Origin of the sequence: Roseovarius sp. MMSF_3350 (assembly GCF_030733425.1) — a bacterium.
GTDB lineage: Bacteria > Pseudomonadota > Alphaproteobacteria > Rhodobacterales > Rhodobacteraceae > Roseovarius.
The window spans coordinates 65,806-90,059 of sequence record NZ_JASHIZ010000019.1 but is presented as its reverse complement, the minus strand read 5'-3'; the positions used below and the strand labels follow the sequence as shown (position 1 = coordinate 90,059).

Genomic DNA, 24,254 nt, shown 5'->3' with positions numbered 1-24,254 from the left:
TCCTGGTCGCAACACTCATGACGTGATCCCGTAGAGACGGAAGGTCGACCGCCCGGTCAGTTCCCGCGCCACGCCCAGCTCGACCAGCCGGTCACAGAACCGCCGCGCCGCGCGGTCGGTCATCGGGATAGTGGTGCCGCGAATGCGCGGCGAGAGCATCGACGCCGGTGCCACGGCGTCCTCGGTCAGGAACAGCTCGACCGCAGAATCCGATCCTTTCGCGCGCAGCTTCGGCGCAATCCCACGAAGTGCCTCGGCCCGGCGCGCGAGATCTCGCGCCACCCGGATCGTCTCCTCGATGGACTCGAGAATCCGAGCCTGAATCGCCATCTCGGCCCCCTGCCTTTTTACTGTCAGATCGCGCAGCGCCGTCTTGGTCAGGTACCGCGCCGAAACCGGCAGCACCTGGGTCCAGTTCAGCGCCCGCGCCAGGACGATATCCGAGAGCAGGCAGGCGATCCGCTCCGCCCGGTCGTCAACATCGAGAACGGCACGAACGACGGCCACGCCGCCTGCAAGCGGCCCATGAGTCCGAGCCCGTTCCGCACCCGCATCGAGCCAGAGGCCCACCTCGCCCGCGAAGTCCGGGCTCATCAGGGCGGCGATCTCGCCCGTCCCACTTGCTCGCAGGCGCACTGCGTCGCGCCAGAAGGCCAGAAGATCGCCCTCCGGGCCCCGCGCCTCGCCCGGCGGGGTCAGGTGAAAGGCGTCACGGATATCGACTTCCCGCGCCAGCCGCCCTTCCAGTTTCGACGTGGCAGCTGCCGCACTCAGCGCCAGCCGGTTCGCGAGCAGTTTCATCGGCACGCCATACCGAGCATCGCTGACCAGCTGATCGAGCACCGTCAGCACTGCCCCCGACCGAAAGGCCACAGTTTCAAGGGTTTCTGGCCGCCCGGAGGTGACCCAGCCCGGCGGGTTCGGTAGGTTGGTCAAGTCGTGCGAGATGGCGGCAGGCTGGTATGTCATGCCACAAGACTAGCGCACGGCGGCGCTTTTGCCTACCATATAGTGTATAAACCGCCCCACCCTGCGGCTCTTCGCTATGTCCAATAAGTTTGCCTTATCGGACATGAAGAGATACGCTGCGGCACAGTGTCAAAATCAGCGGATTTTCAGGGAAAGCGATGGACTCAGAGACCGACAAATCGACGTCAGCGCCCTCCGGTGCGCTCGATGATGTGCGCGGCGACGAGAGAGAGCAAGAGGCAGGCAATAGCATCGCCCTGCCCGCCCATGTCGCCGGGTCGGGCACGCTGGATCGCCTGGTCGACACCGCGCGCGATTACGCCCGGGCTGCGGCGTCCGAGAACACGCTCAAGGCCTACGCCAAGGACTGGGCCCACTTCGCACGCTGGTGCCGCATGAAAGGCGCGGAGCCACTGCCCCCGTCCCCGGAGATGATCGGTCTCTATCTCGCGGACCTGGCGGCCGGGTCGGGCCCCTCCCCTGCCCTCGCGGTCAGCACGATTGACCGCCGCCTCTCGGGTCTCGCCTGGAACTACGCACAAAGGGGTTTCACTCTCGATCGCAAGAACCGCCACATCGCGACTGTCCTGGCTGGCATCAAGCGGAAACAGGCGCGCCCGCCGGTGCAGAAGGAAGCGATCTTGGCGGAGGATATTCTCGCGATGGTTGCTACCCTGCCCTATGACCTGCGCGGATTGCGGGATCGCGCGATTTTGTTGCTTGGTTATGCCGGAGGTCTGCGCCGCTCGGAGATCGTCTGCCTCGACGTGCACAAGGACGACACGCCCGGCTTGGGCGGCTGGATCGACATCATGGACGGCGGCGCACTGCTGACGTTGAACGCAAAGACCGGTTGGCGCGAGGTCGAGATCGGTCGGGGATCGAAAGAACAGACCTGCCCCGTGCATGCCCTCGAGCAATGGTTGCACTTCTCGAAGATCGACTTCGGCCCGGTCTTCGTCGGCACCTCGCGCGATGGCAACCGCGCCTCAGAAACGCGGCTAAACGACAAGCATGTGGCCCGCCTGATCAAACGCACAGTCCTGGATGCCGGCATCCGATCCGAACTGCCCGAGAAAGAGCGCCTGGCGCTGTTCTCCGGTCACAGCTTGCGCGCGGGTCTCGCCAGCTCGGCAGAGGTTGAGGAGCGTTACGTTCAGAAGCATCTCGGACACGCTTCGGCTGAGATGACCCGCCGCTACCAACGCCGCCGCGACCGATTCCGGGTGAACCTAACCAAGGCCGCAGGGCTATAGGTCAACATTTCTGAGAGCCGCCAACGCCGCGACATGACGTGGAAGATCACTCCGGGAATGCAGGATATCCACGATGATGACCTCGTCAGGCTGATCCAGGTACACAAGGAAATGCTCCCCTGCCCTCGCAAACCGCAGATCGGCCGCATCATCTACCAGAACCGCACAGCTTCTACTATGCGCCTGACCGTTCAGGATTGCCAGACAGCGGGTGAGCAGTTCCGGTTCATAAAGGTCTGCCTGTTTGAGCCCGAATTGTTCGATCGTCCACTTGGCAATCTCGACAAGGCTGGCCTCCGCGCGGCGGGTCAGCCGAAGAGATCGGCTCATGAAGATGCACGCGCTTGCCGAAATGCCCGCCGGATCGCGTCGTCACCACTGCCTTCGGCAAAGTCGCCCGCTTTTGCCTGCGCCAAACCCTCGAACAACCCCTGCCGGATATCGGCGAGTTGGGCTTCTTCCTGCTCCAGCAGGCGAAGCGCCGCGCGCATCGCCTCGCTGACGTTCTGATAACGTCCGGAGGCAACCAAAGCCTGAACCAACTGGTCCTGGGTTTCGGTCAGAACAACGTTTCGTGTCACCATGGAACAAGTCTCCTTGTTGGCAATATATGCCAATGCGAGGATTCGGTCAATGTCGCGGAGGTTCGTGCCGCCGTTTCCAAACGGTCGTTTATTAGCGATACCTTAAATTGCAAACGGCCGGATTTCATGCCCCTTATTGGCTATGCGCGCGTATCAACCGAGGATCAGACCCCCTGCCCCAGTCGCAGGCCCTGAAATCCGCAAGCTGCGCAGAAATCCATGAAGAGCACGCCTCCGGCGGCAATCGCGCCCGGCCGGTGCTGGCACGCGTGCTGGAGCGCGTGGACCACGGCGACACGCTGGTCGTCGTGCGGATCGACCGGCTTGCGCGGTCTTTGTCGCACCTTCTCGAGGTGATCGAAACACTGGAGGGCAAGGGAGCTTTCTTCCGCTCCCTCCAAGACCCAATCGACACTGGATCGCCGCAAGGCAAGTTTACGTTGCAGGTTTTGGGCGCTGCTGCCGAATTCGAACGCGCCCTGATCCGCGAGCGTACCAAGGCGGGTCTTGCCTCCGCGCGCGCCAAAGGTCGCGTTGGTGGCAATCCTGGGCTAAGCGCCAAGGATCCCGCCGCGCTGCGTAAGGTGCGGCTGGCGCGACAGGACGGCTACATGGAGCGCCTGAACGAGACCGCGCAAGATTGGGTGCCCCATGTGCGCCGCTTGCGCCCCGATATGGCTTGGGAAGACGTCTTGCGGATTATCAATGGCCCCCTGCCCCATGATCGGCACTGGACGCAAAGCCGCTTGCTCCGCGCCGTGAAAGCCTACATCCGCGACGGGTTTCTACCCGCTGAAGTGCTTGGACGCACTGGACGTCGCGAAACCGACGATCGCCTGCCCGCGATTGTCGCGGCAATCAAAGGTGCCGATCCTGACATAACGCTGCAGGCGATCTGCGAGCGGCTGGAATCCATGCGTAAGCGCACGCCTCGTGGACGGACCAGCTGGCAGCCTTCTTCCGTGAGGATGCTGCTGGACCGTGCGGAAAAGCTAGGATTGTTGGAGTAGTTTAGAGAGCAAAGTTATCCCATAGCCAATGAGATATCGCTCACCCCGTTCGCGAGCTCAGCAATCTGCAGGCTTCATCGACCGTATCTTCGAAAGGAGCGTCAAAGGGATATCACCTTGCACCACAGATCAAGCGCCTCGCAGCAGATCCTGCACGACCGATGGCTTCTTTGCGATCAAGGCCAGCAGGACTTGAGCAGGGCCCGTCGGGTGTCGACGCCCATGTTCCCAGTTCAAGAGCGTGCCCTTTGCTACTCCTATGCTTCGGGCGAATTCAGCCTGTGAGAGACCAGTTTTTTGGCGAACTTCGGCCACATCGACATCGACAACGGATACCTCATGGACCTTGGCGGCCGTCATGTTTCCATCTGCGAATGCCAAGGCCTCTTCCAGGCCTTTCGACACCGATTCATATGCAGTCATGTTGCGTCTCCATACCTTGCGACAAGCGCTTTGCTCATTTCGACTGCCGCGGCTTGTTCAGCCTTGGACAGGTTGGCCTTTTCGTTCTTGGCAAAGATCGTGATCAAAAAGATCGGCATATGGTTCCCGCCAAATACATACAACGTCCTGAAACCGCCGCTCTTACCGCCCCCAACTCTTGGGATGCGAATCTTGCGAAGCCCACCGCCGAGAGAAACCCCATCATCAGGATTGCCGGCAATGTAGTTGATTGCAGCCTCGCGCTCTTGCTCAGACATGATTGCTTTGGCGCGCCTTTGGAATTCGGGCAGTTCCACCACCGTCTGCAATCGTGTCATTCTAAGTTACCATTTATGCTTCGCTGACGTATAAGTCAATGGCACACGAACCGCGGTTAGCGCAACCCAATTTGTGCCACTCTTGGATAATGCCCAACTGACAGCGTTCCGACCAGATGCTTGAGGCAAGTGTAGATCGCAGCTCGAGAGCGTCGAGTGGCTTGGTCTTTCGGAAAATAGCCAGTCATGACGTGCCAGAAGAAAGGATGCGGTGTCCTCCCGGCTGAACCCTGCACTCTTCCGACACTTAACTACCCCTGCGTTCAGCACCTGAACACTGGTCCGGGACCCCTACCCTTGTATCTCCTCGGCCCGCTCCGCCTTTGGATCGTCTGCAAATAGGTAGAAAACGGCATTCGCATCTGCGAACTCAGCGTTCATGCACCGCGTCGCGACACATACGCGTCTCCTTGGGCAGCTTGCCCCGAAACCGCTTCAGTGCTTTGAGGATTTCATCCACGCGAGGCTTACGCCGAACACGCACAGCACCATCGTCTTTGACGAGGTCGATCTCATCACCTTCCTTCAAGCCGAGTTCAAGCACAAGTTCGGCGGGCAAACGGACAGCTAGATAACTCCCCCATTTAACGACTTGCATCTTGTCCTCTCAAGGCATGGATAAAACAACGTTCAGTGTACATCCATCTCGCTCCACAAGCAAAGCCATCGCCCTGCAGGTGCGGCGACGGAAATGCGCCGATGCGCCATCGCAACGGAACCTGTTGTAGTCCAAAAAATTTGAAGAATCATTCGGTTCGCACTGATTCAGCGGTACCATCAACCAATAATGCCTAGTCTGTTTCTCGGCGGGAAACGTTCCCTTTTTTCGAAGAGGCGCTCCATAAAATCGAGTTTTTCATTATCAATTTCAATATCGTAACCAAGATCCGACAGCTTGATTGAAATTGGTGTTGTGGATAACTTTTGCACTACATCTAGATTCTTCTTGCCGGACTCGCTGGATCGTGGCATTCCCATTCTGACGGCAAATTGCGTCAGACACGTTGTGCGTCGTCAAAATGACCAAGAGCCTTAACAGAGGCCAAGAGCGGGCGGCAGGATATGGATGATCGTAACGTTGGATATGCGCAAGGCATAGGCTCTTCTGACATCGGCACGTTTGCCGACAATCTGGCCGAGTCCTTGGATCGGCAGATGAAGATCGCCTTCGAACCCGAAGAGCGTAAAGCCTTGCGGCGTTTCAGCTCGACCGAAGTCGCTGGTCTCCTGCGCGTAAGCACGTCTAACCTGCGCAACCGGCACAAGGACGATAGCTTCCCGGAAGTGCATACTGATAACCGCGGGCACCGGTTCTACACAGCCCAAGAAGTGGACGAATTGCGCAATATCTTGGAGCGCACGGGAAAGAATGCCGAATCTTATCGGCCAGGTCGACGCGATGGCGACCGACTTCAGGTGCTATCTGTCGTCAATTTCAAAGGTGGTTCGTCGAAAACAACAGCGACGATACATCTTGCACAGCGGTACGCCTTGCGCGGCTACCGTGTTTTGGTCTTGGATCTCGATCCGCAAGCAAGTTTGACCACATTTTTCGGCTTTCGGCCCGAACTCGAGTTCGCCGAAGGCGGAACAATCTATGATGCTCTGAGATATGAGGATCAGGTTCCGCTCTCTGACGTGATCCAAAAGACCTACTTTCACAAGCTCGACATGGTTCCGGCCGGCTTGATGCTCTCGGAGTACGAAACCGAGACAGCAAACGCGCTCGCCCGTCGGATGCAGCCCATTTTTGCGGAGCGCCTCGCCTTGGCACTCGAGGAGGTAGAGGCACGTTACGACATCGTACTGATCGACTGCCCTCCTCAACTCGGCTTTCTGACTCTCACGGCATTGGCGGCCTCTACAGGGCTCCTGGTGACGGTCGTACCAGGCATGCTAGATATCGCTTCCATGAGCCAATTCCTGAAACTTGCGTCAGAAACGGTAAAGGCCGTTGAAGAAGCGATTGGACGCCGTGTGACATGGGATTTCGTCAAATTCCTGATCACAAGATATGAGCCGTCAGATGGGCCACAGACCCAAATGGCTGGCTACCTGAGATCAATTCTCGCCGGCCAGGTCATGACTGAACCCATGCTGAAGTCTACCGCAATCTCTGACGCCGGAATGACCCAGCAGACCGTCTATGAAGTTGATCCCGGCCAGTTCATCAGGAAAACGATTGATCGCGCTCTGACCAGCGTGAACGGCGTTGCCGATGAACTGGAGCAGACGATCCAAATGGCATGGGGGCGTCGCTGATGGCCAGAAACATTTTCAACCAACCTCCGAAGGACGAAAAAGAGAGCGCGGCTCCCTCCCCTACCCTGCAAAAAACTGCAAAGCTGCCCGGCTCTGTTGGCGGTTTGCGGGACTCCTTGCGCGAAATCACGGCCAATTCGATCCGGGACATCGAACCCGATCAGATTGACATGGATGGCCTTCGCGATCGGTTGGTGCTGGAAGATACGAGTATCGACGAGCTTGCCGAGAGCATTCGCAAGCATGGCCAACAAGTGCCGATCATGGTCCGCCCATCGGGCCAACCCGACAGATACCGCATCATCTACGGCCGCCGTAGACTGGCAGCGATCCGCAAGATCGGAGGAACGGTCAAGGCAATCGTTCGCACATTGGACGACGACGCCTCGCTTATCGCACAGGGTCAAGAGAACAACCTTCGACTTGATCCGTCTTTCATCGAAAAATCTTTGTTTATCAGGGAGATGCAGGAAGTTGGGTACAAGCCCGGCGTCATTCAGGATGCTTTGGGGTTAACCCGGCAAGGCGTGTCCAACCACCGGGTCGTTATCGATCAACTGCCTGATGGGCTTGTTCAGCTTATCGGGCCGGCACATGGCATCGGAAGACGGCAGTGGGGTGATTTAGCGGCCCTATCGGGAAAGGTAGACTTGGTGAATTCGGCCAAAGAGGTGATCGCCGCCCTACCCGACGACACTCCAAGCCCCGAGAGATTTCAGGCGGTCTATTCTGCTTGCTCGCACAAGGCGCGTGCAGACAAAGAACCGACCAATCGCGGCGTGACGTCCGTCGTCAAGAATGAGAGCGGCGACACTGTCGGAACGCTGACAGTCGATCAGAAAGCGATCGCTATCAAGATCGCCAAAAAGGACAACCCGGAATTCGGCCAGTGGCTCGAGGAGCGTGCAGAAGCGGCGCTTTTGCAACTCTTCGATACTTGGCGGAATGAGAGCGGCTCTGGGTCTTAACCCAAGCCACATAGAGGAACCCGAGCAAAGGAGAAAAGCGAAGACCAGAAAGAAAAGAGCCCCCCAAAGTTTCCCCTGGAGAGCCCTCATCATTCGATTTGCACCCATGATGTAGCAACCTCCAGCAAACCGGTCAAGAGTCACCGATTCGGTGAACCGATTTTTATTGCCTTTTCCCAGATAAAATCTTGGGAGGAGACAGGGAAGCTGTGGGCCAAACGGTCATCGTGATCAAATCATGGCATTTACAAAACTACCAATCGAGGTTGCTGGTGCAGATGCATCATGCGGCTCAACTCCCGCATCTGAAATCGATATCTGGACCATCTTCCGGGCCCTGAGAGACGCGCGCAGCGTGTTCGGGCTTCGCCCTGGCCACATCCAGACCCTTCAAGCAATGCTCAGCTTTTTGAAACCTGGCCACGGCGAAACGGTTTTTGCGTCGAACAATTCAATCTGCCAACGAGTTGGCGGCATCGACGAACGGACACTTCGCAGGCACATCAACCGCTTCGTCGAACTCGGATTCATCAAGCGCAATGACAGCTCGAACCGAAAGCGCTACCGCGTTCGCTCATCCGGCGGGGAGTGCATCAGTTTTGGATTGTCGCTTGCACCCTTGCTCCAACGTGCGAGCGAGCTTATCACCATCGCGCAAGAAATGGAGAATAACCGGCGGGATCGGATATTTGTCCGCAAACAGATCCTCACAAAGCTCGCCCATTTGGAAGAGCATGATCCCAACAACACATTCATCAACCACGCACGAAAAACTCTACGCAGGAAGCTAAGCCTCCCCGAATACCGCGCACTGCTCTCCGACACGGACGCAGAATGCCAGAGTTTATCCACCCCGGATGATCCACCAGAAAAAATGCAACTGCCCGCCAATGACGGACAATCTGTCCGGCATCAATCTAAGTCTAAAGAAGAAAAAAAAGATTTAGATAGCAACATAGGCGATGAGACCCTGAAACCAGACTTGCTAACCTCAGTCTGCGATCAGGCGACATCGTTCTCCACAGAGAGACTTAGAAACTGGTTGGACATTGAAAACCATGCTCGAACACTTGCACCCATGATGGGCATTCACCCAGAAACTTTCGAGAAAGCCAAGAATGCTGTAGGAACGCAGAAAGCATCATGCGCGATCTTCATCATGCTACAGCTCGGAAAACGCATCAGGGATTTTGGAGCGTATTTCCACAGTATCACCCTGGGTCAAAGGCAAAACCAATTTGATCCATTAGCTTTGATCAAGCGACTGTCCGAAACCAATGAGCAAACCGTCTAATGTCCACCGCGGTGGACTTCGAACGGGAAGCAGCGGTCATGGCAACCACAACTATCCAAACGCACCTAGCGGCGCGTGGTGGTTCTTCAGTTTATCTCAGACCAGCAGGTGTCCACCGCGGTGGACAAGTGACACACGAGCGAGCCTTGATAGAAATCTCCCAGGCCATGGAAGAAATCTGTGGTCAGGCATTACACCCTAAATCCCTAGAGTTATTGTGTGAGGTCACCATCACCAAAAAGGTTTGGAAAGAGCCGCTCTCGATAATCCAACTGAAACGCCAACCGAACTGGCCTCTTCGGCGAGACGGAAGTCAGGTATCCGGCAGCGGTCAGTTTGTTCAGCGTGTTGCGAGCAGTACGCTCGGACGTCTTCAGCACAATCTGCGCGTCGCCTCGTTCCAGTGCACCATGCCGAAGAACCGCCGAGATCGAACAGTCTTGCTGAGAACGTGATTTGGTCGAGCGTCACTTTCAGGAACCATTCGCTGAACGTTTTCAATGCCGCCTCTGAGAGATTTCCGCGCCCGTCCCGGTCTCCTCGTCGGGGACTATCCGCGAGATCCATCAACCGTTTGTACTCACCCCGATCGGTCAGCCCGCGGGCCAGCCGACGCAATACGGACCAGAGCCCTTGACCGCCGATCCCGGCTGTGAGGGCCATGGCACGAGACATTAGTCTGCTGACACGGCCGTTACCATCCGGGAAAGGGTGGACGTAGTTCAGCCGGTGATGTGCAGACGCGATCGCGATGATCCTTCCGCTCGAAGACCGCGCCTCAACGCGCGACGATGGAGGAGGTAGGTGGCGCCCGACCGCTACTTCTCGATCGTCATCCTGGCGCATGCGTCCCGGAATGATGGTCTCTTGTGGGTCGTCGGAGTGTTCGATGATCCGAAACTCGTCAGGCATCTCGTCGTAGAAGCTCTTATGGACCCAAGTCAGGAATTCGACAGATGTGGGGCGGTGCAGGGTGCCCTTGCGATGCATCTTATCGATGGCCCATTGAACGATGACGTGCGCCCGGGCCTCAAGGGCGAGAGGGCGTGTTTCTTCCTCAAGCTCACCGCCGGCCAGCGACCTTTCAATGTCGCGGGGGCGCGTGTTGTATCCTTCGATCAGGTTGGAGTAGTAGCAGTTCATTACGTAGACGAGATCGGCTAGCTCGGCTGCGCGGTCAGGGAGCAGCCCTTGTCTCAGCCCGGTGGCTTCCCTCCGGATGTCGACAGAAAGGTCGGCCAATTCTGTTGGAATATGCTCCTCGAAGAGGCAGCGTTCGATTCTGGCGGGTGTTTCCAGCTTTTTTGCTGATCTGTTTATTTTCTAAGCAATGGAAAAATATACATATTTCCTGTTCCAAGGCAAGGTTTTGCCGATATGTATTGCCGATGTTGCCTGCCGATCTGAATTTGCTGTTCCAAATCAAGGGTTTCTAGAGACCGCGCGGTATTGAGCCGTTTGGTGAGGACACATTGGTTTTTGAGAAGAATAAGGTCCGTACGCGCGAAAAGAGAAAGTGTTCTTCAGGTTTTGTGACTGACGGATGAGGGCCTTTGGGGTCCCTCAAATGGGTCCGGGCCGGGTTCCGGTCTGTTTTTCCGTATGAAGGGCATTCCCATGCAAACAGGTGTCTTGCGCGTGTTGCGCACGACCGCCGCCTCGTGGTGGCGGCATAGAGAGCTGCGCCGAACAGGCGAGACGGAGCTGGCACGGAAGCTCGAGCGGAAAGCCGTTCTCCGCGATCTCGGATATTCAGGCAGGCTGCAACGCTGCCGAATGCCCATGTGATCTGCGGAGAGGGCGGCTCGTTCCTCCATCTCGGTTCGACCACCGTGTCGACCTTCGCGCCGATCGAGCGCTTTTCCTTGGCAGCCCTCGCGGTCGCACGAGGAACCCCGTTCATCGATATTCTTACCGTCACCGATGTCATCGCTTTCGCGACCCTGCCGCGGGTGACGCGGGACGGATCGCTCGACCCTGAGCATTCGGGTGCCGGCAAGTGCGTCTCGCTGACCACCTACATCGACATAGTCGAAGAGCTTGGCGCGAAGATCGCCAATGATCCGCGGCCCCGTCAGTCAACCTGACCCCCAATCTTCTCACCAACACAAGAAAGGACGCCAACCATGGCACGATCCCGCACGCCCAAATTCGATGCCTCCGAGGTCATCACAAACGAAATCATCCGCATCATCGAGCGCGGCGTCCTGCCGTGGCGCAAGCCCTGGACCGCTGGTGGCAGCTCTCGTCCCCTGCGCGTGTGTGGCGAACCATATCAGGGCGTGAACAACTTCCTGCTGACCATGCGCACCGTGATGGCGGGCCACAGCTCACCCTTCTGGATGACGCTGCCGCAGGCCAATGCCTTGGACGCAAAGATCCGCAAGGGCGAGAAGTCCTCTGTCGTTGTCTACTACGGTCAAAGCCGGAAAGATGCCGACGGCGAGGATGACCACAGCGAGGACAATGCTCGCTCCGAGGAGGCCCGCATCTTCCGCTTCCAGAAATCCTACCGCGTGTTCAATGCTTGTCAGATCGAGGGCTTGCCCGAGAGCTTCTATCCCGACCCCGTGCCAGCGCCTGAACATCCGCCGTCCGAGCCCATCCCGCATATGCAGGCGTTTTTCGACGCCATCGACATAACGACGGTCTTCACCGGCACGGAAGCCTATTACCTGCCGCCCGTGGACAAGGTATTCATGCCGTCGATTGCGCGATTCGAGAACCCGCGGAATTTCTACGGGGTCTGGGCGCATGAGCTGGCCCATGCCACCAAGGCACGGCACCGGCTGAACCGCGATTACGGCCTCTCGCGCTTCGGCAACACGGCCTATGCCCGCGAAGAGATCGTCGCCGAGCTGACCTCGGTGCTCCTTGGCCAGACGCTCGGCTTCACAGCGCATACGCTCGAGATGAACGCGGCGTATCTCTACAACTGGCTACGGGTTCTGCGCTCTGACAAGAACGCGATCTTCAAGCACGCCGCCGATGCGCAGCGCGCCTGTGATTACCTGATCGCACGGTCGGACGCGGGTAGGGCAGGGGTGGGCGCCCAAGCCGCTTGAGCGGTGTGGGACCGCAAAAGTTAAAGCGGGCTTTGGGAAGGGTGTTTCAACTTCTCAAAGGAATGTCCGATGACCATCACCGCACAACCCCAGACAGACTGCCCTGATCCGAGTGTAATCGCGGCGCAAAACGACGCGTTTCGCAAGCTCGCTTGCCTCGGGGTGCGGCCTGCGCAGCCCATACAGGGTCGCATGCATGTCACCCGCTCGCTTATGGAGGCCGGTGATGGCTTCATGGCCGAGGCGGTCAAGGCCACCGGTGAGTTTGCCACGTTCGAGCCCGAGAATGATCCCGAAGGCTGGCATGATTTCGGGGCGGTCGAGATCCGCGGCGAGACCGTGTTCTGGAAACTGGATTTGTACGAGGCCGATTCCGACTTCCGCTACGGTGCCGAGGCCCCGGACAATCCCGCGACCACCATGCGCGTGCTGACCATCATGCTGGCGCGCGACTGGTAGAAGGGCAGGGGACCCCTCCCACTGACAGCCCAGACGATGAAGGCCCGCTGCCTCTCAAAAGGCAAAGCGGGCCTGCTGTCGTTTTGATCTCCGAAGCCGGGGATTGGTCACGCACGAGCGCGGGCCGCACCATACCCATCGAAAAGGACATCCCATGACCGCAAGTTTCAAACCCGTCTCTGTCGCTATCGGCGATCTGACAGCTCACCCCGCCAATGTGCGCAGCAACTCGCCAGAAACCTATGATCCCGAGAACATCGCACATCTGAAAGCCAGCATCGCTGTGCTGGGCCTGCTCCAGCCGCTCCTCGTCCAGAAGCTCGACGGGAAATATGCCGTGCTCGCCGGTGGCCGTCGCCATGCCGCGCTGAGCGAGCTGGTCGCAGACAATGCCGCCAAGGGGTTCACCGCGAAGACCAAGGTAGACTGCCGCCTTGTGCCGGAGGACTGTGACGTGACCACGGCGCTGTCGCTCGCCGAGAACATCACCCAGGCGCCGATGAACGCCATCGACGAGTTCGAGGCCTTCGCCCGGATGATGGAGATCGATGGCCAGACGCCCGAGACGATCGCCAAGACATTCGGCACCACGGTGGCGGCCGTGAAAGGCCGGTTGCGCTACGGTCTGATCCACCCCGATATCCGCGCCGCGGCCCGGGCCAAGACGATCACGCTCGACACGATGAAAGCCTTTGCCGAGCACCCTAGTCAGGAGGCGCAACGCGAGGTCTTCGAGGCGCTCACGAAAGACGGCGGCTATCTGCAAGCCTATACCGTCCGACAGGCGCTCAAGACTCGCGGCGTGCAGGTAAGTGACGATATCGGGGCTTTTGTGCGTGAAGACTATGAGGCCCGCGGCGGCGCGGTTGCGGCCGATCTGCTGGAAGAGCATTCCGTGCTGGAAGACGCCGCGCTGGTCGAGACCATCCTGCTCGAGAAGCTTGGGGCCGCCGCCGAAGAGGCCCGTATGAGGCTGGGCTTTGCTTGGGCTGATGCTTTGGTGCGCTATGATTACGCGACCATGGCCGACTATGGCCGCGTCTATCCCGGCCCGATCGAGCCAGATGAGGCGGCCCAGAAGCGCATCGACGAGATCACCGCCGAGCTTGAGAAACTGCAGCTCGAGATGGAGGATGAGGGGCTCGAAGACGACGCTTATAATGCGCTCTACGACCGGGTGGACGCTCTGGAAGAGGAAGCCCGCGATCTGCAGGAGGCCTACAGCGCCGAGGACCTCGCCCGTGCAGGCGTGATTGCGTCTTGGTCGAACGGGCAGATCACGCTCCATGTGGGCCTCGTCCGCCCGGAGGACATCGTGAAAGAAGAGGGCGCGCCCAGTTCCTCGACCAACACCACCGGAGAGGAGGCCCCCGACGCTGGTGAAATCAGCTACCCAGCCTCGCTGGCTGAAGACCTCAAGACCGAGCGGGCCATGGCGCTCGGGGCCGCGATGGCGCTGCATCCCGAGGCCACGCTCGATCTGACGCTCTTCAAGCTGGTGAGTGATGTTCTGGCCAGCGGCATGAGTGTCACGCAGGCGATCAAGATCGAGGCCCGCAAGGAATACCGCAGCCACGCCAAGATGGACGAGATCGACGTGACCTCGCTTGAGCATGTGGCGGCGGCGCATGATGCGCTGGACCTCTCCTGGCTCGATGACACCCGGTCCCCTGCCGATCAGTTCGCGGCGTTCCGCGCGCTGGAGGCAGGCGAGAAGGCCAAGCTCGTCGCCTATGCGACCGCCAGCACGACGCAGTCCTGCTTCGCGCGGGACCCGCGGCGCGAGAGCCTGATGCATGACTTCGAGATCGAGATCATGCCCGACATCCGCGCCCACTGGACGCCGAACGCGGCCCTCTTCAACCGCTTCAAGAAGGCCTGGCTCCTGAAAATCCTCGGCGAGGATCTGGGCCTCGCTCAAGAGGCGGTAACGTTGGCCTCGTCAAGCAAGAAGGAGATTGTGGCCTTCTGCGACAAGCTCTTCGCCGAACCCTTCGCCACCCTCACCGACGCGCAGCGCGCTGCTGTGGCCGCCTGGTGCCCGCCGATGATGCAGACCGCCGGTGTCGCCTGCGATGATGCAGAGCCCATCGCGGAAACCCACGAGCCTGATAGCGGGGTCGCGCAAGCGGCCTGAGCCATCATACGACCCGCGCGAGGCATTCCCCGCGCGGGTCTATCTTCTCATACCCAACGGAAAGACATCCCCATGGCTATTCTCAAGTTCTCTGCCTCAGCCGTTGCGGCGCAGATCGCCCATGCGCGCGCTTGCAAAACCTTCCTGCCCAACTGGAACGGGCCCGTGGACAGGCCGGCCCTGATCCTCATCGTCGGCAACGGCGTGCATCTGCGCTCGAACGGTATTGATGGAACGACCACCCGCATCGTCACGACCGAGCAGGCCGATCCCTCCTTCGCCTTCGCCGATGGCATGAACCCGTTTCGCGACACAGACTGGATGGCGAAGCGCCGCATGGCGTTTCGCGATCTGACCGGCCAGTTCTACACCGACATTTTTGATGACGTGCAGGTGCTCATCGACCGGGGGCAGGGGGCCATCCGGCTCGCCACCGATGGCCACAGCATCCGCGTCTTCGTGCGCCGGGCCTCGGACTATCTCATCGGCGGAACCTACGAGGTGCCCTCGGGCCTCGGCGGTACATTCCGGGTCATCCTCAAGGATGCCTGCGATACCTTCGCGATCGTGCAGAACTGCGGCAATTGCGAGCATTTCGATGCGATGCAGCCGTACCGCGTGCCGCTCGATATGCTTATGGAGCTCGATGACCGGAGGGCGGCGTGATGGGCTGGCTCTTCTACACCGACTGTCGCGTGAAGACCTACGCGGACGAAAAGGCGGAAATCGCCCGGCTCTGCACCTCTCATGGCGACACGTGCAAAACCGAACTGGTCAAAGCCTGTAGGGTCGGCTCCACCTGGTATGCGGCGGCAAAAGTAACCAATCTCGACGGCACCCCTGTCGAGGACGCGACCTATGTCACCGATGCGGATGGCTCTATCACTTTCGGGGCTGTCTTCCTTACCCGATACGATGACGGCTGCTGGGGCTACAAGGACATGGAGGAAAGCGCTGGCCCGAACGAGTCGCGCGCGCCCCTTGGGCTGATCGAGCTTCTCTCTGACCTGAAAGACGAAGGCAGCTATGCGCACGCCTGGCGACAGCGCTGCCGGGATTGGGCCGCGATCCCGGACTACGACGAAGGCGACAAGATCAGGCTCGCGACCCCTGTGACGCTCACCGATGGCAGTACATGCCAGATCGTCACCGCGACCCACTACAAGCGGGGGCGGCAAAAACGCCGCTGCTACCGGATCGAGGAAACCGGCGGGCTCGTACGCCTCTCGAAGGCCACGCTTGCGGGTTCTGAGCTGCTCAGCTCCGCGAAAGGTGCTGCCAGCCCGGTGCTGGCGGAGTATCTCGCGGGGCGAGAATAGGTGCTGCGCCGGACAGCTCATCGACCTGCCCGGCGACAGCAGATCCTGCGGCTTGTCTTGACAAGACAATGCAAATGCATTACCTATCACGGGTAGCAAAGCCCCTTTTCTTTCAGGAGACTGTCATGACAGCGCTCGCACAAGATGTCTCGAAACTCACGGATCGCTATCAGACGACCGTGCCGGCGGGTGTGCGCAAACAGCTCAAGCTGGGCAAGGGCGACCAGATTCGCTACTGCACCGAGCCGAGTGGCAGGGTCTATATCGAGCCCGTGCGCAGCGACGAGGATGATCCCGCGCTCGGCGCGTTCCTTGATTTTGTCGAGGCCGATATCAAGGCGCATCCGGACCGCATTCGGGCCTTCGATGGGGCTCTGCATGACCGTCTTGCAGCACTGGTCGGAGACGTTGACGTCGATCTCGATGCGCCGCTATCGCTCGAGGATGAATGACCGGCGATAGCGTGCCCGCAGGGGCGCCCCTTGTCGTAAACGGATGGTCGATTTATGCGCATCCGCTCTTTCTGGACCAACTCGAAGGGCTGATCGAGGAAGTCGAGGCGCGTAAGGCACGCGATCCAAAGACCTGGCGCAAGAAAAACCCGACGAAACGGCTGGCCGCCATCTTCAAGCTGGTCACCGAGGCCATACCGGCAGATCCGAGTGCCGCCGCCTACCGGCAAGGCAGCACGCTCGGGGATCACCGCAAGCACTGGTTCCGGGCGAAATTCTTCCAGCAGTATCGGTTGTTCTACCGGTTCAACAGCGACGCGAAAGTCATCGTGCTGGCATGGGTGAACGACGACAAGACCCTGCGCGCCTACGGCAGCAAGACAGATGCCTATGCGACATTCAAAGGGATGCTGGAAGATGGCAATCCACCTGACAATTTTGACGCACTCCTGGAAGAAGCTGCGGCGGCGGACAAGCGGTTCGAGACGTCCCTTGAAGCGGCGCCTGGTCGGTAAGTGGGCCAGCTGGCTGTGACCTATGGCATTATCGTTTACGACGCGACGCTGGAAGATGTAGCATCGACTGATAATCCGGTCGGAGAAAGCACAATGGACGAAACGGAAAAGGATGGGCAGCACCTCGGTCAAGAGGAGCAATGCGCGCCTGACCTGACGGGGCACCGTTTCCCAATTGCTGTGCGCGTTGCAGACATGCCCGATGACCTCGGCAAGCTTCTGGACTGGGGTCTCGAGGAGCATTTCCGTGGCCGCTGATGCGAACGCGTATGACGCGTGGTTTTGCGCGCAGGTACAGGCCGCGCTGGAGGATGCACGCACGGGAACATCTCAGGTTCAGGTGATGCAGGCCGCACAGGCATTAATTGATGCGAAGCGGCAGGTCGAACCCAAGTCCTGACCAGGCCTTGAAGGTCAGCGCGGTCTGACCACGCCACCCTAAAAGCGAAAGCGGGCTTTTTGTCCTTTGGAACACAGACCCTGATCCAAAGGAAAATCCCCATGTCCAGGCCCAAACCGGCAAACACGGCTCTCTCAATCTCCGACGCTAACCTCGCCTCTGCCCTCGCGCAGATCGGCGCGGAAATCGACAACCAGCCCCTGCGCAGCTCAGCGCTCGCGCGCATTATGCGCGAGACGTTTCATGGCAGTGATGCTGGGGGCGCCTGGGACTGGCGGAAGGCCTATGACCTGATGCAGGCGGCGGCTGTGCAGGCGCTGCTACGTGGCGACAAAAGTGAGGATGATTACTCTGCCGCAAAACTCCTTGCGTCACGTCTCCCGACGGAAACCCGCCGGTCGGAACAGCAAATCCGGTTGCAGCAGTTCTCCACGCCACTGCCATTTTCCGCCTTGGCCGTGCGGGCGGCAGCCATCCGCAAGGGCGAGACTGTGCTCGAACCATCCGCCGGCACCGGTGCCCTGGCAGCTTTCGCTACCCGGGCCGGTGCCACGCTTGTGCTCAATGAAATCGACCCCTTTCGCCAGAGCCTATTGCGCGCTGTCTTCGGTGGCGAGGTGACAGGCCATGACGGGGAGCATATCGATGATCTGCTGCAGACGCTGGTCCTGCCCGACGTCGTGGTGATGAACCCGCCCTTTGCCTCCTCGGTCGATCGCTCCCGAGACAAGCACATCGCTGCCAAGCATCTCATCGCGGCTGCCAAGCGCCTGGCACCCGGTGGGCGGATGGTGGCGATCATGCCGCAGGGGCTCACGCCCGAACGCGATGCTGCGCATTGGTCCCGCGCCTGCGGTCTCCTGACGCCGCGATTGGCGCTGACGATGCCAAGGCAGGTCTACCGCAAGCTTGGCACCTCTGTCGAAACCCAGCTGATGGTCTTCGACAAGGTGCAGGACGACAACGAGATGATCCGCGCCACGGTCCGGGATCTGGATGGAGCCTTGGCATATGTCGACGCAGTGGCCGCAACCCGGCCCGAGGCGCGCCCCGCCCAAAGGGTGGCGTCGATGCCGCACGCGCGGCCGACCGTTCACTCTTCTGCCCCGCGCAAGACCGCCGCTGCGCCTCTCGCCGCCTCCAATCCACGGCCCAATGCCGTCCGTCCGCTCAGCTTCACAAGCTTTCAGACCCCGCGCGACAACAGGCCCGTCTCGGACATCTATGCGCGCTACCGTCCGCAGCGGATTGAGATCGCAGGCGCGCAGGAACATCCCACGCCGCTCGTCGAAAGCATCGCCATGGCCTCTGTTGCGCCGCCCGTGCCCTCTGGCGCGGCCAGTGCGGAATTGCGCCTGCCCGCCAGGCTGATCGAGGATGGGCATCTCTCCGAGGCGCAGCTCGAAACCATCATCATGGCGCATGATGCCCACGGACGCGACCTGCCCGGTCGGTTCACTATCGATGACGACCAGGCCAAGCTGACGCGCGCCGATGATGATACAGACGCACGTGCCTATCGCCTCGGGTATTTCCTCGGCGACGGCACCGGCTGCGGCAAGGGGCGCGAATGCGCCGGGCTCATTCTCGTGAACTGGCTGGCTGGGCGCAGGAAGGCGATCTGGGTTTCCAAATCCGCCACGCTTATCGAGGACGCAATCCGCGACTGGACCGATCTTGGCGGCTCGCCCGCCGACATCCAGCCGTTCTCCAAATGGAAACCGGACCAGCCCATCCCGATGAGCGACGGTATTCTTTTTGTGACCTACGCCACGCTGCGGTCCGCTGGCAAATGTGGCACCACGCGGCTGAGCCAGATCCTCGACTGGATGGGTGAAGATTTCGACGGCGTTCTGGCCTTTGACGAGGCCCATGCCATGCAGAACGCGGCAGGGTCCGAGCAGGGCAGGGGGGTCAAACCCTCCCAGCAGGGCCTTGCGGGCCTGCGGCTGCAACTGGCCGCACCGCGTGCCCGCGTCTTCTACATCTCGGCCACGGGCGCCACGAGCGTCCACAACCTTGCCTATGCCGCGCGTCTCGGTCTCTGGGGGCAGGGCCCCGAATACCCCTTCCCGAGCCGCGAGAGTTTCGTGTCGGCGATGGAAGCCGGCGGTGTCGCCGCCATGGAGGTGGTTGCCCGTGATCTCAAGACGCTCGGGCTTTACACCGCCCGCGCGCTCAGCTTCGATGGCGTGGAGTATGACGTGCTCGAACACGCGCTGACCCCGGCCCAGATCGAGATCTACGACGCCTATGCGGGCGCGTTTCGGACGATCCACCACAATCTCGAAGCTGCACTGACCGCGACCGGTGTCAACGATGCCTCGGGGGAGACCAATGCCTCGGCCGCACGCGCCTCGGCCAAGTCCCGGTTTGAAAGCACCAAGCAGCGCTTCTTCAACCATCTCCTGATGGGCATGAAAGCCCCGACCATCATCCGCGCGATCAAGGATGATCTGGCGGCGGGCAACGCTTGCGTCATCCAGGTGGTCTCGACGGGTGAGAGCCTGCTGAAACGCCGGCTTGAGACGATGGACCCTGACGACGAGCTCGTCGAGGGGGCCTTGACGCCGCGCGATTTCGTAGTGGGCTATCTTGAGCAGGCCTTTCCTATCCACGCGCAAAAGCTCGTGGAAATCGACGGCAACATGGTCGCGGAACCCTTGCGCGATGAGACCGGCGCGCTCGTTGTCTCGCGCGAGGCGCTCGCCCTACGAGATGCGGCCATGACGGAATTGATGACGCTGGCCCCGATCCCCTCGGCGCTCGACCAGATCCTCTGGGCCTTTGGCGACGAGGCCGTGGCGGAAGTCACGGGGCGGTCCATCCGGCCCCTTAAGGCCGAGGACGACCATCTCTTCATCGAGAAACGCAGCGCCAGCAGCAATTCCTCCGAAACCCAGGCCTTCATGGACGGCGAGAAGGATATCCTGATCTTCTCGGATGCGGGCGGCACCGGGCGTTCCTATCACGCGGCGCAGACGGCCAAGAACCAGAAACGGCGCCGGCACTATCTGCTGGAGCCGGGTTGGCGGGCCGATGCGGCCATCCAGGGGCTCGGCCGCACGCATCGCTCGGCCCAGGTCACCGCGCCCTTCTTCCGGGTCTGTACCTCCGATGTGCACGGCGAGAAACGCTTCACCTCGACGATCGCCAAACGCCTCGACCAGCTTGGGGCCTTGACCAAGGGCCAGCGCGAAACCGGCTCGCAGGGGATGTTCCGCGAGGAGGACAATCTCGAAAGCCCGATCGCGCGGGCCGCACTGCGCGGGTATTTCGCCGATCTTGCCGCCGGGCGCGCCGCGGCGATGAGCTACGAGAGTTTCACCGACTGGACAGCCCTGCGGCTGATCGACAAGGACGGGGTGCTGCTTGAGGAGCTCCCGCCGATCCAGCGGTTTCTCAACCGGGTGCTGGCGCTTCCCATCCACATGCAGAACGCGCTCTTTGCCGAGTTCATGGGCCGGATCGCCGATCAGACTGAACGGGCGCGCGCGGCAGGCACGCTCGACCTCGGCGTGGAAACCCTTCGTGGCGAAAAGATCGAGCAGGTTTCCATCGAGGATCTCTGGACCTGCCCGAAATCCGGCGCGGTGACGCGGATCATCGGGCTTGAGGTCACCGACCCGGTGCATGTGCTGGACGCCGAAGAGGCCATGTCGCGCAATCCGGATAAGCTGCCGATGGTCAATCGCGCCTCCGGTCGGGCGGCGCTCATCTCGGCGCGCCCCATGCAGATATATGACGAGGATGTCGTGACGCTGATGCGCAAGGCGGTGCGGCCAAACGGTTCCAGCTATCTGGAGGAGGTGCGATTTGAGGCCTCGGCCTGGGAAGAGATCGGCAGGCCCGAGTTCTCACGGCTTTGGGATGCCGAGGCTGCGTCCCTGCCGAAAACCACCACGACCAAGCTCTACCTGCTGACCGGGCTGCTGTTGCCGATCTGGAAGGACATTCCGGCCACCAATGAGCGCATCTACCGGGTCACGCCCGACGGGGCGACCGCGATGATCGGGCGCACGTTGAGCGAAGAAGGGGCGGCCGCGCTCCGCGCCCGCTTCCTTGTCTCCAACCCGCAAACGCCGCAAGAGATGCTGACTGCCGCCCTCGGCACCACCGCGCCGGTCGATCTGGGCCGGGGTCTGACGCTGACCCGTCGCCGGGTCGCAGGCGAGATGCGCCTCGAGCTCTCTGGTGCGGATCGGGGCATGATTGAGGGTCTCAAGGCCCTCGGCTGCTTCACCGAGATCATCGCTTTCCAGCTACGGGTGTTCCTGCCGCATGGGGACGGGATCGACACGGGAAGCATTCTGGCCCGGATCGTGGGGCAGAGGCCTGCCATCACGGCAGACCAAGCCGCCTGAAAAGTCAAAGCGAGCTTCCGGTCGGGCGGCGTGGATCGGGATTTGGCCGATCTGCGCTTTCCGGGCGCGCGGGCAGGCCAATGGCACGCCTGCGCGCGCCCCAAATTCAGACAAGAGGACAGACCCATGACCAATCCCCAGATCGACTATGCCGCAATGGCGGCTCAGTGGCGCGTAGGGCGCGAAACCACCTTGAAGGCATCCCGAGCGGAGCTGATCGCGCAATTGCGCGCGCTTGGCATCAGCGAGGTCACTGCTGAATATGAAGGCTATGGCGACTCCGGCAATGTCGAGGATGTGACGGTGCAGCCTTCGGAGGTCCAACTGCCGGAGGCGCTTGCCACAGAGGTTGGCGATTTCGCCTGGTCGCTGGCTTATCACCATCACCCGGGGTTCGAGAACAACGAGGGCGGCTATGGCACGCTGACCTGGGACATTGCAGCCGACAGTATCACCCTCGATCACGCGGACCGCTATGTCGAATGCGCGCACAGCTATGTTGAGGGTCTTTGAGATGGCCCATCCGCTTCATCATGCTGAAAGCTCTGCCCGGAAATTCGGCGGGGTGCCGTCTGACTATCAGGCCGTCCACGATTGGTTCGACGCCTCGAAAGAGCACCTCGCGCTCTTCACGCACCGCGCCTTGCGTCATCATGCTCAAGGCCTGTTCGAAGCGGAGCGTGTCTTCGGCTTGACCCTGACCAATAGCGCGGGTCGGGACATCCCCGTGCGCTGGATCGGCGAGCAGCATATCCGCGAAGACTGCCAAGGCCGTATCCCGAGCATGGCGGACTGGCTGCGTCGGATCCAGCCTGAGCCATGGATGGCCAATGGTCATATCGACCGGCATGTCGGCAATGAGCCCTGCGGCGACCCAAGGGTTGCCTGGGCCTCCGAGGTCGCCGCCGGCAGAACGGTTCTTGGCCTGAAGGATTGGATTGCGGCGCACGCGATGCAAGCCACGCAAGGTGCCTGACAGCTCTCGGCCGTTGGCCAAACAAATGCTGCATTGAAGCCCGGTTGGACGACCGGGCTTCTTGCGTCGTTTCCCCACCATTCTTCGTAAGGAGGTTCGCATGACACTCGAAGACATCAAGGCAGCCGTCGATGCCGGCCAGACCGTGCATTGGGCCAATACCGGCTACGTTGTTCACAAGGACAGGCTCGGTCAGTACCTCATCACCTATGTGCTGAACGGCAGCTGCATCGGTCTGACAGACCGGAGCGGGCAGCGGTTGAACGGAGAGGAAGCAGAGTTTTTTGTCTCTGGACCGGAGTGTGGCGACGAGAAGAGCCAGGACAGCCAACAAAGACCAGACGGGCAGGGGAGGGGCGTCGTACCCGGCGATGAGGTGGCACAGACTCTCAGACGCCAGCGCTGAACTGGAGGTTGGGAAGAAAGGAAAGCGAGCTTTCTGGTTTGTGATCCCAGGAGGGGTCGAAAAAGCAATCCCGGTTGTGCTGTCAAGGACGTCAGGCACCGGCTAATCCAAAAGGAACCATCCCATGTTCGCAGGAACCCTCACTCGCAACGTCGAGACCGCAGCCGCCCAGTACACCGGCATGATCCATTCGACACGTTTCGATATCGCCATCCAGCTTGAAAACCGCCCGAAGATGTCCAAGCGCAGCCCGGATTTCGACGTGACCGCGGTCAACAAGTCGGGTCGTAAGGTGCGCATCGGCACGGCCTGGAACGAGACCGGCAATACCAGCGGCAACCCTTACATCTCGATGCAGCTCGATGTCGGCCTTGGCCCTTTCCGGGTCAACGCGGTGCAGACGAAAGAGGCGCGCGCCGCCCAAAGCGGCGAGTTTGAGATCATCCCGCTGGTCTCGAACGGCCTGATGAAATCCGGTTCGATCTCGGGCGAACTCACCGCCATGGATGCCGACAACGCCTTCACCGGTTACATCGCCAACATGATGTTCGATCTGGAGTTCATGCTGATCGAGAACAGCTACAAGTCCGAGGAGACCCACCCCGACTACCGGATCGAGGTCAGCTCGCCGCGGGGCACACCGATCCGCGTCGGCTCGGCCTGGATGGCGAAGAGCAGCCGGACCGGCAACGACTACCTGTCGCTGCTGATCAACACGCCCGATGGCGACCTGCGCGTGAACGCCGTGCAGAACGAAGAGCAGCGCGGCGGTCAGACCTTCTCGATTATCCCGTTCATCGACAGCGGTGAGCAACCGCAGGACGCGGGCGCGGGGCTGTCGCTGGTCGCGTGATCAGCCCACGCGGTTAGACTAACTGAATCCGGAGGGGAGCCGTGGGATCACGGTTCCCCTTTTACTGTGTTGGCGTGGCTCGGCCCGAAGCGACCATTCGAGGGTCTTCAGGCAGGAGTTCTACGCGTGCCCCATTGCCGCCATTTGAGCATATGATTGTTGATCCTGAAAGCGGACGTGCTGATTTTTTTGGACTAGGACGGC

25 protein-coding genes and 3 pseudogenes are annotated in these 24,254 nt (G+C 60.4%); 20 read left to right on the top strand and 8 right to left on the bottom strand.

All coding sequences use genetic code 11. The features are described from left to right. Nucleotides 1-15: 15 nt before the first annotated feature. Complete coding sequence (locus RBB31_RS16670) at nt 16-969, bottom strand: DUF1403 family protein (protein WP_306130385.1); 954 nt, start codon at nt 967-969, stop codon at nt 16-18. 158 nt (nt 970-1,127) lie between these two features. On the opposite strand from RBB31_RS16670, the gene RBB31_RS16665 reads away from it, so the two are divergent. After that, nucleotides 1,128-2,225 carry a tyrosine-type recombinase/integrase gene (locus tag RBB31_RS16665; RefSeq protein ID WP_306130384.1) on the top strand — a complete coding sequence of 366 codons (1,098 nt, stop codon included), beginning with the start codon at nt 1,128-1,130 and terminating at the stop codon, nt 2,223-2,225. Here the strand turns inward: RBB31_RS16665 and RBB31_RS16660 are convergent. Then, nucleotides 2,220-2,555 carry a type II toxin-antitoxin system RelE/ParE family toxin gene (locus tag RBB31_RS16660; protein ID WP_306130383.1) on the bottom strand — a complete coding sequence of 112 codons (336 nt, stop codon included), beginning with the start codon at nt 2,553-2,555 and terminating at the stop codon, nt 2,220-2,222. The genes RBB31_RS16665 and RBB31_RS16660 overlap by 6 nt on opposite strands. Continuing rightward, the gene (locus tag RBB31_RS16655; RefSeq protein ID WP_306130382.1) at nt 2,552-2,809 is read right to left on the bottom strand and encodes a type II toxin-antitoxin system ParD family antitoxin; all 258 of its coding nucleotides are present in this window, start codon (nt 2,807-2,809) and stop codon (nt 2,552-2,554) included. Before RBB31_RS16655 ends, RBB31_RS16660 begins: the two co-directional genes overlap by 4 nt. Before the next feature lie 126 nt (nt 2,810-2,935). Here RBB31_RS16655 and RBB31_RS16650 point away from each other — a divergent pair. Further along, nucleotides 2,936-3,819 (top strand): annotated as a pseudogene (locus RBB31_RS16650) (recombinase family protein). 129 nt (nt 3,820-3,948) lie between these two features. On the opposite strand, the gene RBB31_RS16645 reads toward RBB31_RS16650, so the two are convergent. The 4 genes from RBB31_RS16645 to RBB31_RS16630 form a co-directional block, all read right to left on the bottom strand. Next, nucleotides 3,949-4,242 (bottom strand): DNA-binding transcriptional regulator, encoded by a 294-nt coding sequence (locus RBB31_RS16645; protein WP_274594671.1) that lies wholly within the window; start codon nt 4,240-4,242, stop codon nt 3,949-3,951. After that, nucleotides 4,239-4,580: a type II toxin-antitoxin system RelE/ParE family toxin gene (locus RBB31_RS16640; RefSeq protein ID WP_274594670.1), complete on the bottom strand. Its 342-nt coding sequence runs from the start codon at nt 4,578-4,580 to the stop codon at nt 4,239-4,241. Before RBB31_RS16640 ends, RBB31_RS16645 begins: the two co-directional genes overlap by 4 nt. Before the next feature lie 370 nt (nt 4,581-4,950). Beyond that, a complete protein-coding gene (locus RBB31_RS16635; protein WP_067623053.1) occupies nt 4,951-5,178 on the bottom strand; it encodes an AbrB/MazE/SpoVT family DNA-binding domain-containing protein in 228 nt (75 codons plus the stop codon). Between the two features lie 179 nt (nt 5,179-5,357). Beyond that, complete coding sequence (locus RBB31_RS16630; RefSeq protein WP_274594669.1) at nt 5,358-5,552, bottom strand: hypothetical protein; 195 nt, start codon at nt 5,550-5,552, stop codon at nt 5,358-5,360. Between the two features lie 90 nt (nt 5,553-5,642). Here RBB31_RS16630 and repA point away from each other — a divergent pair, with 90 nt between their 5' ends. From repA to repC, 3 genes are all read left to right on the top strand, one after another. Beyond that, nucleotides 5,643-6,842: a plasmid partitioning protein RepA gene (gene repA, locus RBB31_RS16625; protein WP_274594668.1), complete on the top strand. Its 1,200-nt coding sequence runs from the start codon at nt 5,643-5,645 to the stop codon at nt 6,840-6,842. Then, nucleotides 6,842-7,810, top strand: a complete 969-nt coding sequence (gene repB, locus RBB31_RS16620; RefSeq protein ID WP_274594667.1) for a plasmid partitioning protein RepB — start codon at nt 6,842-6,844, stop codon at nt 7,808-7,810. The genes repA and repB overlap by 1 nt, the downstream gene beginning before the upstream one ends. A gap of 238 nt (nt 7,811-8,048) precedes the next feature. Then, nucleotides 8,049-9,104 carry a plasmid replication protein RepC gene (repC, locus tag RBB31_RS16615; protein ID WP_274594666.1) on the top strand — a complete coding sequence of 352 codons (1,056 nt, stop codon included), beginning with the start codon at nt 8,049-8,051 and terminating at the stop codon, nt 9,102-9,104. Nucleotides 9,105-9,316: 212 nt separating this feature from the next. Here the strand turns inward: repC and RBB31_RS16610 are convergent. Further along, a pseudogene (locus RBB31_RS16610) lies at nt 9,317-10,403 on the bottom strand (Fic family protein). A 303-nt stretch (nt 10,404-10,706) separates the two neighbouring features. On the opposite strand from RBB31_RS16610, the pseudogene RBB31_RS16605 reads away from it, so the two are divergent. The 15 genes and pseudogenes from RBB31_RS16605 (at nt 10,707) to RBB31_RS16535 (ending at nt 24,050) form a co-directional block, all read left to right on the top strand. Continuing rightward, nucleotides 10,707-11,191 (top strand): annotated as a pseudogene (locus tag RBB31_RS16605) (hypothetical protein). Between the two features lie 39 nt (nt 11,192-11,230). Beyond that, the gene (locus RBB31_RS16600) at nt 11,231-12,169 is read left to right on the top strand and encodes an ArdC family protein (RefSeq protein WP_274594665.1); all 939 of its coding nucleotides are present in this window, start codon (nt 11,231-11,233) and stop codon (nt 12,167-12,169) included. A 69-nt stretch (nt 12,170-12,238) separates the two neighbouring features. Beyond that, the gene (locus RBB31_RS16595) at nt 12,239-12,628 is read left to right on the top strand and encodes a DUF3768 domain-containing protein (protein WP_274594664.1); all 390 of its coding nucleotides are present in this window, start codon (nt 12,239-12,241) and stop codon (nt 12,626-12,628) included. A 154-nt stretch (nt 12,629-12,782) separates the two neighbouring features. Next, nucleotides 12,783-14,765 carry a ParB/RepB/Spo0J family partition protein gene (locus RBB31_RS16590; RefSeq protein ID WP_274594663.1) on the top strand — a complete coding sequence of 661 codons (1,983 nt, stop codon included), beginning with the start codon at nt 12,783-12,785 and terminating at the stop codon, nt 14,763-14,765. A gap of 72 nt (nt 14,766-14,837) precedes the next feature. Beyond that, a complete protein-coding gene (locus tag RBB31_RS16585) occupies nt 14,838-15,431 on the top strand; it encodes a regulator (protein ID WP_274594662.1) in 594 nt (197 codons plus the stop codon). Beyond that, a complete protein-coding gene (locus RBB31_RS16580) occupies nt 15,431-16,084 on the top strand; it encodes a hypothetical protein (protein WP_274594661.1) in 654 nt (217 codons plus the stop codon). The genes RBB31_RS16585 and RBB31_RS16580 overlap by 1 nt, the downstream gene beginning before the upstream one ends. A 125-nt stretch (nt 16,085-16,209) precedes the next feature. Next, nucleotides 16,210-16,536, top strand: a complete 327-nt coding sequence (locus RBB31_RS16575) for a type II toxin-antitoxin system PrlF family antitoxin (RefSeq protein WP_036562940.1) — start codon at nt 16,210-16,212, stop codon at nt 16,534-16,536. Continuing rightward, nucleotides 16,533-17,051 carry a type II toxin-antitoxin system YhaV family toxin gene (locus RBB31_RS16570; protein ID WP_274594660.1) on the top strand — a complete coding sequence of 173 codons (519 nt, stop codon included), beginning with the start codon at nt 16,533-16,535 and terminating at the stop codon, nt 17,049-17,051. Before RBB31_RS16575 ends, RBB31_RS16570 begins: the two co-directional genes overlap by 4 nt. Then, nucleotides 17,052-17,309, top strand: coding sequence for a hypothetical protein (locus RBB31_RS16565; RefSeq protein WP_306130381.1), 258 nt, complete (start codon nt 17,052-17,054; stop codon nt 17,307-17,309). It abuts the gene before it with no gap. Further along, on the top strand, nt 17,299-17,451 hold the full coding sequence (locus RBB31_RS16560) for a StaA (protein WP_274594658.1): 153 nt from the start codon (nt 17,299-17,301) through the stop codon (nt 17,449-17,451). The genes RBB31_RS16565 and RBB31_RS16560 overlap by 11 nt, the downstream gene beginning before the upstream one ends. A 101-nt stretch (nt 17,452-17,552) precedes the next feature. Continuing rightward, nucleotides 17,553-21,815, top strand: a complete 4,263-nt coding sequence (locus tag RBB31_RS16555) for a strawberry notch-like NTP hydrolase domain-containing protein (RefSeq protein WP_274594657.1) — start codon at nt 17,553-17,555, stop codon at nt 21,813-21,815. A gap of 126 nt (nt 21,816-21,941) precedes the next feature. Beyond that, a complete protein-coding gene (locus RBB31_RS16550) occupies nt 21,942-22,328 on the top strand; it encodes a DUF6878 family protein (protein ID WP_274594656.1) in 387 nt (128 codons plus the stop codon). Between the two features lies 1 nt (nt 22,329). Then, on the top strand, nt 22,330-22,791 hold the full coding sequence (locus RBB31_RS16545; RefSeq protein ID WP_274594655.1) for a hypothetical protein: 462 nt from the start codon (nt 22,330-22,332) through the stop codon (nt 22,789-22,791). Between the two features lie 100 nt (nt 22,792-22,891). Continuing rightward, entirely contained in the window at nt 22,892-23,197 is a 306-nt protein-coding gene (locus RBB31_RS16540; protein ID WP_274594654.1) for a hypothetical protein, read from the top strand. Nucleotides 23,198-23,321: 124 nt separating this feature from the next. Beyond that, complete coding sequence (locus tag RBB31_RS16535) at nt 23,322-24,050, top strand: DUF736 family protein (RefSeq protein ID WP_274594653.1); 729 nt, start codon at nt 23,322-23,324, stop codon at nt 24,048-24,050. Nucleotides 24,051-24,254: the final 204 nt, after the last annotated feature.